The organism is Streptomyces populi (assembly GCF_002911015.1).
Taxonomy (GTDB): domain Bacteria; phylum Actinomycetota; class Actinomycetes; order Streptomycetales; family Streptomycetaceae; genus Streptomyces; species Streptomyces populi.
Window position 1 is genome coordinate 129,703 of sequence record NZ_KZ626840.1, and the last position, 11,585, is coordinate 141,287.

The 11,585-nt window shown below is 67.7% G+C and carries 14 protein-coding genes; 6 read left to right on the forward strand and 8 right to left on the reverse strand.

Annotation, left to right across the window (positions count from 1 at the left end; genetic code table 11):
* Window positions 1-459 precede the first annotated feature (459 nt).
* The 8 genes from CW362_RS00640 to CW362_RS00670 all read right to left on the reverse strand — a co-directional run bounded on the left by CW362_RS00640 (window position 460) and on the right by CW362_RS00670 (window position 6,869).
* Complete coding sequence (locus CW362_RS00640) at window positions 460-1,668, reverse strand: ATP-grasp domain-containing protein (RefSeq protein ID WP_103547247.1); 1,209 nt, start codon at window positions 1,666-1,668, stop codon at window positions 460-462.
* Window positions 1,665-2,522, reverse strand: coding sequence for a dimethylargininase (ddaH, locus tag CW362_RS00645; RefSeq protein WP_338069039.1), 858 nt, complete (start codon window positions 2,520-2,522; stop codon window positions 1,665-1,667). Before ddaH ends, CW362_RS00640 begins: the two co-directional genes overlap by 4 nt.
* 23 nt (window positions 2,523-2,545) lie before the next feature.
* Window positions 2,546-3,001: a MaoC family dehydratase N-terminal domain-containing protein gene (locus tag CW362_RS00650; RefSeq protein ID WP_103547248.1), complete on the reverse strand. Its 456-nt coding sequence runs from the start codon at window positions 2,999-3,001 to the stop codon at window positions 2,546-2,548.
* 59 nt (window positions 3,002-3,060) lie between these two features.
* A complete protein-coding gene (locus CW362_RS00655) occupies window positions 3,061-3,876 on the reverse strand; it encodes an enoyl-CoA hydratase/isomerase family protein (RefSeq protein ID WP_240657587.1) in 816 nt (271 codons plus the stop codon).
* Window positions 3,873-5,069, reverse strand: coding sequence for a beta-ketoacyl synthase N-terminal-like domain-containing protein (locus CW362_RS00660; RefSeq protein ID WP_162683919.1), 1,197 nt, complete (start codon window positions 5,067-5,069; stop codon window positions 3,873-3,875). Before CW362_RS00660 ends, CW362_RS00655 begins: the two co-directional genes overlap by 4 nt.
* Complete coding sequence (locus tag CW362_RS43145) at window positions 5,069-5,860, reverse strand: hypothetical protein (RefSeq protein WP_162683920.1); 792 nt, start codon at window positions 5,858-5,860, stop codon at window positions 5,069-5,071. Before CW362_RS43145 ends, CW362_RS00660 begins: the two co-directional genes overlap by 1 nt.
* A gap of 93 nt (window positions 5,861-5,953) precedes the next feature.
* Window positions 5,954-6,199, reverse strand: coding sequence for an acyl carrier protein (locus CW362_RS00665; protein ID WP_103547250.1), 246 nt, complete (start codon window positions 6,197-6,199; stop codon window positions 5,954-5,956).
* Window positions 6,183-6,869 carry a 4'-phosphopantetheinyl transferase family protein gene (locus CW362_RS00670; protein WP_162683921.1) on the reverse strand — a complete coding sequence of 229 codons (687 nt, stop codon included), beginning with the start codon at window positions 6,867-6,869 and terminating at the stop codon, window positions 6,183-6,185. Before CW362_RS00670 ends, CW362_RS00665 begins: the two co-directional genes overlap by 17 nt.
* A gap of 180 nt (window positions 6,870-7,049) precedes the next feature.
* Here CW362_RS00670 and CW362_RS00675 point away from each other — a divergent pair, with 180 nt between their 5' ends.
* From CW362_RS00675 to fabG, 6 genes are all read left to right on the forward strand, one after another.
* Window positions 7,050-7,820, forward strand: a complete 771-nt coding sequence (locus CW362_RS00675; RefSeq protein ID WP_240657588.1) for a 2OG-Fe dioxygenase family protein — start codon at window positions 7,050-7,052, stop codon at window positions 7,818-7,820.
* Window positions 7,820-8,890: an aminoacyl--tRNA ligase-related protein gene (locus CW362_RS00680; RefSeq protein WP_103547253.1), complete on the forward strand. Its 1,071-nt coding sequence runs from the start codon at window positions 7,820-7,822 to the stop codon at window positions 8,888-8,890. The genes CW362_RS00675 and CW362_RS00680 overlap by 1 nt, the downstream gene beginning before the upstream one ends.
* 69 nt (window positions 8,891-8,959) lie before the next feature.
* Window positions 8,960-9,205: a hypothetical protein gene (locus CW362_RS00685; protein WP_103547254.1), complete on the forward strand. Its 246-nt coding sequence runs from the start codon at window positions 8,960-8,962 to the stop codon at window positions 9,203-9,205.
* Window positions 9,202-10,629, forward strand: a complete 1,428-nt coding sequence (locus CW362_RS00690) for an MATE family efflux transporter (RefSeq protein ID WP_206300813.1) — start codon at window positions 9,202-9,204, stop codon at window positions 10,627-10,629. Before CW362_RS00685 ends, CW362_RS00690 begins: the two co-directional genes overlap by 4 nt.
* Entirely contained in the window at window positions 10,613-10,861 is a 249-nt protein-coding gene (locus tag CW362_RS00695; protein ID WP_103547255.1) for an MbtH family protein, read from the forward strand. The genes CW362_RS00690 and CW362_RS00695 overlap by 17 nt, the downstream gene beginning before the upstream one ends.
* Window positions 10,862-10,868: 7 nt before the next feature.
* Window positions 10,869-11,573, forward strand: a complete 705-nt coding sequence (gene fabG / locus CW362_RS00700; protein WP_103547256.1) for a 3-oxoacyl-ACP reductase FabG — start codon at window positions 10,869-10,871, stop codon at window positions 11,571-11,573.
* Window positions 11,574-11,585 lie beyond the last annotated feature (12 nt).

Below are 11,585 nucleotides of genomic sequence, written 5' to 3' on the forward strand. Positions count from 1 at the left end.
CCAGTGCTCCGGCCGGTGGCCCGCGGCTCGGTACGTACCAGGTCACGTCGGCACCTGCCGCCCCGCGGCCGGAGCACCGCCCGGCCGTCGCCGACGACTCCCAGCCATCAGAATGAGGGTGTCGGCCACTCGGCGTCGAGTCGCTGAAGAACCTGCGTGAAGTCACTTGTCCCCGACGACCTCCGGGACCGGATAGCCCCGCTACTGCCGGTGCGCCCACGGCGGCACCGCCGTCCCGGACGGCTCCCGGTGCCGGACCGGGTTGCGCTGGCGGGCATCGTTTACGTCCTACGCAAGGGCGTGGCCTGACGCGACGTGCCAAGCGAAGCAGCGGGCCGCTCCGGGGCGACGGCCTGGCGCCGCTCACGCGGTCACGCAGCCTTGAGCACCGGAGCGCCACGAGTACCGGAGCCCTGGCCGTCGTCGGCCAGGGCTCGGGAGACTCGTGAGACCGATGGGTCAGGGCTGTTCGGTGGTTTCGATGACGCACTTGTGCTGGACCACGTCCAGCAGCTCCTCGGCGCTCTGCGCGGTTTCGCAGGCGAAGTACGCGGTGAGCACGGTTTCGACGTTGAGCGGAGGAGCGAAGACGAACTGACCGTTTTCGCGGTACTGCAGGATCGTGTCCGCATCGAGGTCCCGCAGGAGGGCTACCGTGTCCTCCAGGCGCACGAGGTGACCGTTCTTGGCGGCACAGAAGTCGTACTCCAGCGCGGCGCTCCGCCGCGTGGGGGTGAGGTCGACCGGCTCGCGGCCGCAGCGGTGCTGGATTCCGTACGCGTCGAGGCCTGTGCAGATGCGCAGGAGGTTGTGGACCGAGGCACCGCCGCCGGAGATACGCGGGGCGCACTCCAGGATGTACAGGCGGCCGTCGCCGTCGTAGCGGAACTCTGCGTTGAACGCGGAGTTGTCCAGGCCGACGCCCCCGATGACGCGCTCCAGCATCTCCTGGAACTCGGGGCCCTTCACGCCGTCGAAGGGCTGAGTGACGCAACCCGTCTCGTGGAAGGACGGCAGGCCGGTCAGACGGGGCAGCTTGATGTGGAACAGGAGGCAGGTGACCTTGCCGTCGACGACGAACCCGTCGACCATCACCTCGTCGCCGTCCAGATACCGTTCCGCGATGATCTGGGACGGGCCCCGGCTGTCGCGCAGCAGACCGCATACGCGCTTCACCGAGACAAAGGCCTTACGGAAGTCCTCGGCCCGGTCGACGCGCACGACTCCCGCGCTGTAGAAGCCGTTCGAAGGCTTGAGGACGACGGGGAAGCCCAGCTCCGCCTCGACCTGGTCGAGTGCCTCGCGGGGATCGGCGGCCAGGGCGAGCTCGACGTACGGGGCGACGAAATCCCGTACCGCGGGGTGGGACTTGAACAGGGTCTTGTCGGTGAGGCAGTTCACGGCGTCGAGGTCACGGGTCGGCCAGCCACGGTGGCGGCGCAGCAGGTCCGTGTGCACCTGATAGCCGTCACGGAACGAGACGATCTCGTCGAAGGAGTCCAGGTCCGTCGTTTCGGCCACCAGCGCCGGCAGGACCTCCTGCCAGGCGTCCCGGTCGATGCCCGCGAGCGAGGGCGGCTCGGTGAACGTGGCCTCGATCCCGTGGCTCTCGCAGTAGCGCAGGTAGTCGAGGGAGTCTTCCTCCCGGCCGAGCACGAGTATCTTCATCGAAGCTCCAGAGTGCAGCACTTGACGCTGCCGCCCGCCTTGAGCAGTTCGGACAGCTCCACACCGATGGCGTTGAAGCCCCTGTTCTTGAGCCGCGCGATGAGGCCCGTGGCCGCCTGCGGCAACAGGACGTTGTAGCCGTCACTGAAAGCGTTGAGGCCGAACACCGCGGCGTCCTCGTGGCGGGCCAGGACGGCGTCGGGGAACATCGCCCGCAGCACCGCCCGGCTGCCCTCCGAGAAGGCCTCCGGGTAGTACATGATCTCCGTGTCGGAGAGCACCGCCAGGGCGGTGTCCAGGTGGTAGTGGTTCGGGTTCACCAGGGTGAGGCTGGTGACCGGCAGGCCGAAGAACTCCTGGGCCTCGGCGTGCGACCGCGGGTCCGTACGGAAGCCGGTGCCGGCCAGGATGCGGCGGCCGACGACGAGGTAATCACCCTCGCCCTCGTTGATGTACTCCGGCCAGAGGGTCTCCTGGAACCCTTGCTTCTCGAACCAGTTCAGGTAGGCAGGGCCCTCCGCGGTCCGCTCCGCGTGCCGGAAACGGGCACCGAGTACCTTGCCGTCGACGACCGTCGCACCGTTGGCGGCGAACACCATGTCGGGCAGCCCGGGGATCGGGTCGATGACCTCCACCGTGTGGCCGAGCGACTTGTAGAGCTCGTACAGCTGCTCCCACTGGGCCACCGCGAGACCGCCGTCGCAGGGCTTCTCCGGGTGCATCCACGGGTTGATCGAGTACGTGACGTCGAAGTGGCTGGGGCGGCACATCAGCAGCCGACGCGGGATTGCCACGCGGGCGTTGACGGGCTGGACGGTGTGCTGTGCCGGGTGGATCGTATCGGCGATGGGCACGAGACTCGCTCCTCTGGTGTGGGTCAGTCTGTGTTCTGTGGTGCGCGGGAGATCAGCGTCATGTGCGCCGTCACGACGGGCTCGCCGCTCTCCGTGGCCACTTCGCTGCGGGTCGAGAGGATCCCGCTGCCCGCAAGGCTCCGGGCCGCGTCGATGTGTACGGTGACGGTGAGCCGGTCCCCGGCCCGGACCGGGCGGTGGAACTCCAGGCGCTGATCGCTGTGGACCACCCGGTCGATGTCGAGGCCGATCGCGGGGTCACCGCGGACCTCGGCCATGGCCCGGTGGACCACGGCGAAGACGAACGTGGGTGGCGCGATCACGTCGGGGTGGCCCAGCGCGCGGGCGGCGGCCACGTCGCGGTAGGCCGGGTGCGGGTCGCCGACGGCGGCCGCGAACTCCCGGATCTTCTCCCGGCACACCTCGTACGGTTCGGTGGTCGGGTAACTCCGCCCGACCAGGTCCGAGGTCACCGGCATCGGGGCCCCCTGCTTCTGTCCGACATGTGGGTCTCCGTCACATGGATCACGTCACGTGCTCAGCGGCCGTGACAGGCGGTCCGGTGCGCCGGCCCTTCGGTCAGGAAGGCCTCCACCGAGCGACGGTGGTCCTCGCTCCTCGACACCTCCGCGGCGATGCCCGGCAGGGCCGCGTCCGCCGCCCCGGTGCCGCCGGCCAGGAAGTGCGCGACGACCTGCTTGGTCGCCGCGTGCGCGACGGTGGGTCCGGTGGCCAGTTCCATCGCGTAAGCGTGGGCATCGTCCTGGAACGTGGCCAGTTCGAAGATCTCGTTGACGACTCCCCAGCGTTCCAGGGTTGTCGCCCGGTAGAGCTTGCCGGTCATCACCGCCTCGCGGGCCCGGCCCGGCCCCGCACGCTCCGCGAGCCGCTGGGTGCCGCCCATGGCGGGGGTGAACCCGACCACCCGCTCGACGAGGCCGAAGCGCGCCGAGCCGGTTGCCACGATGAGGTCGCAGGCGAGCGCGAGCTCGAAGGCGGCCGTGAGCGTCATGGAGTGCGCCGCGAACACGGTGGGAAACGGCAGCTGTTGCAGGGCCTGGGTGATGGCCAGTTGCTCGGCCCAGAACGACTCGGCGTCGTCCGGCGACATCTGACGGAAGACCTCGACATCGACGCCGGCACTGACGACCGTGCCCTCGGCCCGGATCAGCAGCCCGCGCGGCGGATGGTCACCGAGCCACTTCAGTGCGGTTTTCCATGCCTCCCACATCGGGGCGTCGAAGAGGTTCTTCGGAGGGCTGTCCATCGTCAGGACGGCCAGCGGGCCGTCCGTGGTCAGCCGGAGTGGAGATCCCTCGCCCAGGACGTCCGTCACGTGGTGCTCGTCCGTCACGTGATGCTCCGGAAGATGCTGATCGCGTTGTTGCCGCCGAAGCCGAAGGCGTTGTTCTGTACGTGGCGCAGCCCGGGCAGGGACCGCGGGGCACCGGTGACGAGGTTGATGTCCAGCTCCACGTCCTCGTGGCCGATGTTGGTCGGCGGCACCAGGCGACGCTCCAGGGCCATGCAGGAAGCCACGGCGCCCACCGCTCCGGCGGCGCCCATCAAGTGACCGACGGTTCCCTTGATGGCGGTGATCGCCGCCTGGGGATAGCGCTCCTGGAAAATCGCACCTTCGATGCTGTCGTTGGCGCGACTGCCTGTCCCGTGAGCGAATATCACGTCGATGTCGGACTCTTCGAGGCCTGCCTGGGCGAGTGCCATCCGGTGGCAGGACGCGACGCCTTCGGGGTCCGGGGCCGTGGGGTGGCTGGCGTCGTTGTTGACCGCGGAGGCCAGCAGCTCGGCGTAGGGGGAACGGGCGCCCGTCAAGGACCGCTCGGTCTGCAGGACGAGGAAGCCGGCGCCCTCGGAAGGCGTCACGTACCGCCGGTCCTTGGCGAACGGACGACAGGCATGAGGACCGATCGCCTGCAGCGTGTTGAAACCGATCAGGTTCTTCTCGGAATACGGGTCGACGCCGCCGACGACCGCCGTGTCGGCCACCCCGGCCTGGAGCATCTCCAGCGCGCACGACAGCGCCACGTTGGCCGAGGCACAGGTGTTGTGCACGGTGAAGGTGGGGCCGACCGAGCCGACGGCGCGGGCGACGTCGTCCGAGATGGAGTAGCTGGAGTAGCCGCCCGAGTCGGCGGGGTCGCACCGGCCGGCGACGACGTCCTCGAGGGCGTCCGCCTGGCCGTCGCTGCTGCCGACGCACACCACGGCGTTGCGCAGTGCCGGGTGGCCGGGGGTGAATCCGGCATCGCCGAGTGCCTCCAGCGCCGCGTACTCGGCGAACAGAGAAGCCGAGCGGGCGGTCCCGTACGACGGGCGGTGGCCGGTGAGTTCCTGGGCGCGTACGCGGGCCGATTCGGGGACGCGGCCGCTCAGGATGCCCGGCTTCATGCCCGGGTAGATCGGCTTCAGTTCTTCGAAGCGGGCCGTCGTGGTGCACAGGTCGTCCCAGAGACGCTCCTTGCCCGCTCCGGCCGGTGAGATCGCTCCGAGACCGGTGACGAATACGGATTCAGGTCCTCGGCTCATCACGAACTCCTCTTCGTTACGGTCACACTGGCGCGCTTGCCGGACGTGGCACGGCATTCGACGACCGCACTCCCGCCAGGGCCGAGCCCTTGCAGCATCCGGAGGAACTCGGCGGTGATGAACGCCCCGTTCCTGCCCAGGTGTTCCTTCGGCTCGGCGGTCTCCACGACGCCCTCCCCCCGCGCTACGACCCATGCCCGACCGCCCGCCGGGAAGGACCCGGTCGAAGACGTGTCCTCCTGCCAGAAGTCGAAGCTCGCCGAGTAGTCGTCGCCCGTGCTCAACCGGGCGTGCGTGACACCGGATGCACAGGGCAGTCCGGCGTCCTCGCGCCTCGCGTCCCCCAGGGCCTCCGGGGAGTAGACATCGCCGATCAGGAGGTGGCCCGTCGACGAACTGCCCTTGCCGAGTGCTACCAGCATCTGCCAGAGGGTGACGACCGGAGTGAGCTGAGCGGCGTTCAGGGTCATGTTCCGGCCGGTGGCGCCGATCGCCAGGTTGACGAAGGCCGACGCGGAACTGGTCAGGGCATTGGGAAAGTACTGGGCCGACATCAGTCGGCCCTTGGCCGCCGCCGTGCGCTGCAGCCCCGCCATGGCGCCGAAGTTCCCGTACTCGGTCCCGATGATCACCGTCTCGCCGCTCTCGCGCTCGTACTCGTCCTGGAGTACGAGGTACAGACACAGCCGGGTGAACCAGTCACGGAACTGGTCGCCGGCGGTTCCGACGACAAGGTGGAAGTCCTCCGGCACGCCTGTGGGGGGCTCGCCCGGTGGCTGTTCCTGATCCACCGCACACATCGCGACTCGGTCAAGGCTGAACTCAAACACGTGTCTCTCCATGGCAAAGCCGCTGATGCCGGACGGCAGGAGCAGCAGGTGCGATTACTTGGCGGCGATGCCCGCGATGTACGTGTCGAGGTCCGCCACCGTCACCAGGTCACGCGAGAAGTCGTCCCCGAGCTCGATGTCGAATGCCGCCTCCACATGAACGATGACGTCGATGAACTTCAGGGAGTCGATTCCGAGGTCGGCGTTCAGTCGCTGGTCACCTGAAATTTCGAATGAGTCGGGACGCTCGGCGACGCTGCGCAGAACATCCGAAATCCTGGAGTCAATTGCGTTCGACATGAAGAAACTCCCCAATGGTTGAAACTGTGATAACTGACAGGACAAGGCCGCGCTCTACGGTCCAACGCCCACTGAAACCGCTCAGTTCGCGCTCGCCGACGAATGGGCCCTGTTTGCGGAGGCGGACATCAAATGCTCCCCGTTCCGGATCCAGGATAATTTCCGCGTCCTTGAATCCGAGTGGGCGCCCGGTCAATGGGAACCAAGCCTTGTACGTCGATTCCTTCGCCGTGAAGAGAACCTTGTCCCAGTGGACGCGAGGCTCGCCCTCGGAGAGTTCGCGCAAGTGGGCACGCTCCGAGGGCAGTGCCACTTTACCGAGGACTCCGTCGGGCAGCGGCCCGTGCGGTTCGGCATCGATGCCGATGCTGTGCAGGTCAGAGCGGTGAGCAAGTGCCGCAGCCCGATAGCCCGAGCAGTGGGTCATGCTGCCCACGACGCCGGCGGGCCACTGCGGGGCACCCCCCTGAGACGGAACGACCGGCACCGCCGGAAGGCCGAGCCCGGCCATCGCCCGTCTCGCACAATGCCGGACGGAGGCGAACTCCATTCGCCGTCCATCCGATACCGCGCCCAGCGCGTCGGCTTCGGCAGCATAGAGAGCCGCTGACGGCAGGTCAACAAAGAGCTCTTCACCGAATACCCGCGCAGGAAGGATCCCCTGAATCACTCTATGCCCCCCGGCCCTTCACGAATCCGACACAACATGGATGTCCGATCGGCGCAACCGTAGCAGTCGCACAGAGGGCGAACCAACTCCAGTGACCATGATCACAGAGCATTTACAAAAGTCCACAACCATGATCATCTTGGAGCGTTGAAACGCTTTGCCTCTAGGGGGATTTGAATAGTGTCCGTACTGGAATCGGAACTCTCCAAAAACGGTTTCGATAAGTGGAACCTCGCCGAAGTTTTCGGCGTCACGGAGAGCGACAGTAACTATCGGGCGCTGGCCGGAGAGTACGACGACCTCCCGGAGGACCCGTACGCCGCGGGCTCCGGGCGTTACCGTCGATACGCCCGCGGCCTGTACCTGCCGTGGTCCAAGGAGTTCAGCTGGATTCCCGCGACAGAAGACCAGTCGCGTGAGGGGATGAACGGCTACTACCAGGGTGACCACAATCCCGAATACCCGGGCGTGGTGCGCAACCTTCCCGCCATCAGTGAGCGGGGCCGCAACAACCAACTGCTGCTGGACATCATCGACTTCGACTTCCAGCAGACCCGCTGGAACGACGTCGACGCGGTCTGGCCGCTGCACGTCGGCGTTCATTTCATCAAGCTCTCGATCGACGAGGACGGCGGTGAAGCCGTCTCGTCCCCGAACGAACTGCACCAGGACGGCGAGCCGTTCGTCTTCGCCCACCTGATGTACCGGCGCAACGCGGAGGGCGGCAACAACGTCATCGCCCCGCCCAAGTACCGCGGCATGCAGCCCCACCAGGTGCCCGAGGACGAGGTCATGGCCTCCTTCGAGCTGACCCGCCCGCTGGAGGCGTACGGCATCACCGACAAGCTGGTCAGCCACTACGTCGGTCCGATCAGGAAGGGCACCGGCGAGGGCCCGGGCGAGCGCGCCATCCTCCTCACGGACTTCGTTCCGATGCGGCAGCTCATCTGATGGAGTTTCACTACAAGCGGGCGACCGACGAGGCGGCCCTGCAAGAGCTGAGGAAGGCGCTCGTCTTCTTCTACGGCGGCGCGACCGTCACCGAGGCCGACCCGGGATTCACGGTCAGTGTGCCCGCGGACCTCTCCGAGAAGGAACTGGGAGATGTCGTACGGCACTTCCTGCGCGGTCAACGTGAGGTGCCCAGCAAGGTCGTCGCCGAGAACGCCGGCCGTCCGGATGCCCAGTGCGCTCTGCCGCACGACGACCGGATGGAGGTCGGGCCCGGAGCGTACCTCCAGGGACCCGACTGGGCCGACGCGATGGACGCCACCCGTGCCCTGGTGCGCGGGCACCTGGCGGACCGGTTCGACGTGCCGCAGCTGCGGGCGTCCGCGCTGATCTCGCGTGACGTCCTGGTCAAGGCCGGGTACTACCGCAAGTTCCCGAACCTGGTGAACGCGGTGTCCCGGATCAGGTCCGACTACTGGGACGGTGTCTCGGTCTCCCAGCTCCGGCCCGGTCAGGACGACGCGCTGGCGTCGTTCTACGTGGCGTCGGACATGGTGCTCAACCCGGTCACCTGCTATCACGTGTACGCCAAGGCGCAGACGCTGATGGAGCGGCACGCGGCCGGCATGTTCGGTATCGAGGGCCCGGTGTTCCGCCATGAGTCGCACAACCACACCGCGACGCGGCTCGCCGAGTTCACCATGTACGAACTCGTCGGCATGGGCACGGAGGAGGAGGTCGCCACGTACTTCCGGGGCCTCCTGGAGGCGTACACCGAGCTCTTCGCGGCGCTCGGCCTTCCGCACCGTATCGTCAGCGCGTCCGACGCCTTCTTCGGCGACGACCCCACGCTCACGCGCAACGCCCAGCTGATGAGTGGCAGCAAGTTCGAGGTGCGGATCCCGATGGAGCACGGTGAACTCTCCGTGGCCAGTGTCAACTCGCACGGCGCGGCGTTCGTCGACTCCTTCGGGCTGAGCCAGGGCGGCAAGGTCGAGGCGACCTGCTGCGCGGGCATCGGGCTCGACCGGCTCGCGTACGCGCTCAAGGCGTACGGCCTGCTTCCCTGACCCGACCGACTCCGGGTGGCGCACCGGCAGGGGTGTGCCACCCACCACCAACCATAGGAATTGTCAGCAATGCAGAACATCGAAGCCATCGTGGACGAACTGCTCGCGCAACTTGCGGCAGCCCGGGATGTGCCGGAGAACGCCCCGCCGACCGAGATCATCGTCAGCTCGCTCGACCAGATGCGGTTCCTGGTCGCCGTGGAGGAGCGCCTCGACACGATGCTCGAGGTCGGCGAGGTCTTCCCCTTCGACCTGACGTCCCGCGAGAACCTCGTCAAGAGCGTGACCGAACTGGTCGCGGAAGCCACGGCATGAAGGCGCTCCGTGCCTGGGCCGACCCGTCCATAGTGCGGGAAGTGGTCCAGGTCTCCCTTCCCCTGATGTTCGGCATGGCCGGCAATCTGGTGATGATGCTGGTCGACCGCATCGCGCTGGCACGCTACTCGGAGGCGACCCTCATCGCCTCGGGCCCGGCCGTCTTCACCGGCATGACGATCATCATGTTCGTCACCGGGATCGCCGGCATCACCCGGTCGTACGTCGCCCAGGCACACGGCCGCGGCGACAGCGACGGGACCGCCGACGAAGGCGCCACCGGGGTGCTGCTCGCCGTGGGGCTGGCCGTACTGCTGCTGCTCGCCACTCCGCTGATCACCAGGATTCCGGAGCTCAGCAACCGGCCGGCCGACAGCGTCGCGCTGGAGTCGGTGTTCCTGGAGTGGTCGGCCCGCTTCGGCGCCGTGATGACCATCAACATGGCGCTGGCCTCGTACTTCAACGGCACCCGTAGGACACGGGTACCGATGGTGGTGGGATTGATCGGCCAGGCCTTCGGCGTCGTCATGTGCATCGGCCTGGTCTTCGGCAAGTTCGGACTGCCCGAACTCGGCATGCGCGGCTCGGGCATCGCCACGTTCATCGCCGTATCCGTCATGTTCGCCGGTTACGTGGTGTGTCTGCCCGGCACGTTCTACTCCGGGTTCACCCGGCTGCTCGGCAACGGCGCCCGCAAAATCCCGGCACTGATCGGAGCGCGGCTGGGCAAGGGCGCCCCGTCGGGCGGCTCCAGCGGTCTCGAGGAGATGGGTCACACGTCCTTCGTGTGGATCACCGGCCTCCTGGGCCCGGTCGCGCTGGCCGCCAACAACGTCGCTCTCTCGCTCAACTACGTGGCGATCATTCCGCTGATCGGCCTGGGCATCGGGTGCAGCATCCTGTCGGGCAACTCCGTCGGCGAGAACAAGCACGAGCGCGTGCCGCTCATCCTGCGGGCCACGCTCGCGGTGGGCTCGCTGTACGTCCTGACCGTCGCCTTCTTCCAGATCTTCCTGCCCACTCTGCTGCTCTCCCCGTTCGGCCTCGACGGCGCCGACCCGGCGACGATGAGTACGGCGGTCGACACCTCGCGGGTGCTCTGGATGTACTCGCTGGCCTTCATGTTCTCCATGTTCGGCGGCGCCGTGCTGGAGAGCTTCGGACTGACCCGTTTCGTCTTCCTCAGCCGGATCGCGGTGGTCTGGGGGCTGAGCGTGCCGACCATCCTGATCATCGCGCTGGCCAACCGGGACCGCTCCGGTGTGCTGGTGCTGATCTGGGCCGTGTACTCACTGTTCGAGGGCGTGATGGGCGCGCTCTACTTCTGGCGCATCCGCCGGGCCGCCACATCGGGCGAGAACCGGCTCGTGAAGCCGGAACCGGAGCCGGAGAGGAGACCCGAAGGCGATGTCCAACCCGTTTGACGAAGCGGACCGGCCCACCCTGGTCCTGGTCAACGACGAGAGCCAGTACTCCCTGTGGCCGGCACACCTCGCGGTACCGGCGGGCTGGCGGATCGCCTTCGGCGCGGCCGCCCGGCAGGAATGCGTCGACCACATCGACCGGCACTGGACCGACATGCGTCCCCGGTCCGTAACCGGACCCGCCGCGTCCCCCGTCACCTCGCCGTCCCCTCCCCACCCGTCTGCGAAATGAGGAAACCGTGTCACGATCCGCTCTGGTGATCGGCGGCAACCGGGGGATCGGCCGTGCCATCGCGCAACGCCTGGTCGAGCGCGGCGACCGGGTCGCCGCGACCTACCGCACGGGTGACTGCCCGGACGGAGCCCTCCCCGTACGGTGCGACGTGACCAGCTCCCAGGACGTCAAGCGAGCCGTCAAGGAGGCCGGGGAGGCGCACGGCCCCGTCGAGATCCTGGTGGTCAACGCCGGTATCACCCGGGACAAGCCGCTGTACGCCATGACGGAGGAGGAGTTCGAGGCGACGCTGCGGACCAACCTCACCGGGGCGTTCCTCGCCGCCAAGCACGCCGCACGCGGCATGATCCGGAGCCGTTTCGGCCGGATCGTCTTCATCTCCTCCGTCGTGGCCCTCTCCGGGGAGGCCGGGCAGGCCAACTACGCGGCCTCCAAGGCGGGGCTGATCGGAATGGCCCGCTCCCTGGCCCGGGAGTTCGGCGGCCATGGCATCACGGTGAACGTCGTCTCACCGGGGCTCACGGACACCGACATGGTGGCGGTGCTCTCCGAGGAACAGCAGCAGAAGCTGATCGGCCGGATCCCGCTCGGCCGGATGGCACAGCCCGAAGAGATAGCCGCCGCGACGGAGTTCCTGACCAGTGACCGGACCGGCTACATCACCGGGGCGGTCCTGCCGGTCGACGGCGGAATGGGCATGGGCCACTGACGGTGGCCGGTG

Coding starts and splice junctions, on each gene's coding strand:
- CW362_RS00680 (WP_103547253.1), top strand. CDS start 7,820: ATGGAGTTTCACTACAAGCGGGCGACCGACGAGGCGGCCCTGCAAGAG.
- CW362_RS00650 (WP_103547248.1), bottom strand. CDS start 3,001: ATGCCGGTGACCTCGGACCTGGTCGGGCGGAGTTACCCGACCACCGAA.
- CW362_RS00695 (WP_103547255.1), top strand. CDS start 10,613: ATGTCCAACCCGTTTGACGAAGCGGACCGGCCCACCCTGGTCCTGGTC.
- CW362_RS00665 (WP_103547250.1), bottom strand. CDS start 6,199: ATGTCGAACGCAATTGACTCCAGGATTTCGGATGTTCTGCGCAGCGTC.
- CW362_RS00685 (WP_103547254.1), top strand. CDS start 8,960: ATGCAGAACATCGAAGCCATCGTGGACGAACTGCTCGCGCAACTTGCG.
- CW362_RS00640 (WP_103547247.1), bottom strand. CDS start 1,668: ATGAAGATACTCGTGCTCGGCCGGGAGGAAGACTCCCTCGACTACCTG.
- CW362_RS00690 (WP_206300813.1), top strand. CDS start 9,202: ATGAAGGCGCTCCGTGCCTGGGCCGACCCGTCCATAGTGCGGGAAGTG.
- CW362_RS00660 (WP_162683919.1), bottom strand. CDS start 5,069: ATGAGCCGAGGACCTGAATCCGTATTCGTCACCGGTCTCGGAGCGATC.